This is a genomic window from Ureibacillus sinduriensis BLB-1 = JCM 15800 (assembly GCF_000772955.1).
In the GTDB taxonomy this organism is placed as follows: Bacteria; Bacillota; Bacilli; order Bacillales_A; family Planococcaceae; genus Ureibacillus; species Ureibacillus sinduriensis.
Genome location: NZ_JPVO01000009.1, coordinates 1 through 803 on the forward strand (window position 1 = coordinate 1; position 803 = coordinate 803).

The 803-nt window shown below is 38.7% G+C and carries 1 protein-coding gene; it reads left to right on the plus strand.

Annotation, left to right across the window (positions count from 1 at the left end):
- Positions 1-248 precede the first annotated feature (248 nt).
- A partial coding sequence (locus tag CD33_RS00125; protein ID WP_036196965.1) for an IS110 family transposase occupies positions 249-803 on the plus strand: 555 nt, incomplete at its 3' end.

Consider the following 803-nt stretch of genomic DNA (forward strand, 5'->3'; position numbering starts at 1 on the left):
TTCGTATTATAAGGTCAGTCAGAGAAATCTGATTGACTATTTTTTATTCTATTTATAGATTGATAGTAGCCGGGGTAGAACGTAATGGCCCTTGGGACTTGATCCCGTTCGTTAAACTGTTCGCCCTCTACTTGTTAACACATGATTAGGCTGGTTAGGACATTGCGATCCCGTATAACAAGCGAAGATATGAATGACAAGATAGATGGAGGTTACCGGTCAATCACTACATTAGGAGGAGATATTTTATGGATCCAGTTGTAGGTCTGGATATCGCAAAAGGTGAAAGTCAGGTTCAAATGTTCTTGGATAAAAAAATGCCCTATAAAAACAGTGTGAAGGTTGAACATACGGTGGAGGGTCTAGAAGAGTTACACTCTTATTTACTAGATTTAGAGCGTCAAACAGGGATGAAACCACCTGTGGTTTTGGAATCAACGGGTCACTATCATGCCCCGGTTGTTCAGTTCTTAGAAGCAAGAGAGTATATTGTGATTATCCTTAATCCATTGGTATCCTACCGAGCGAAAAGTTCTAGTTTACGGAAAACTAAAACAGATGCAATTGATGCTTATCACTTAGGTGAAATGTATTACAAAGAGGATTTAGAGCCTCAGAAAAAGCGTGGTATTCAGTTATTAAACCTTCGGCATCTGACAAGGCAACACGAAAATATGACAGGAGTTATGGTACAAACTAAGCTCCAATTCCAAGCCGTACTAGATCAAGTATTCCCTGAATACAAAGGAGTTTTTGGGAGTTTATATGCCGATATTTCATTAAAAACATTACAAAACTTCCCT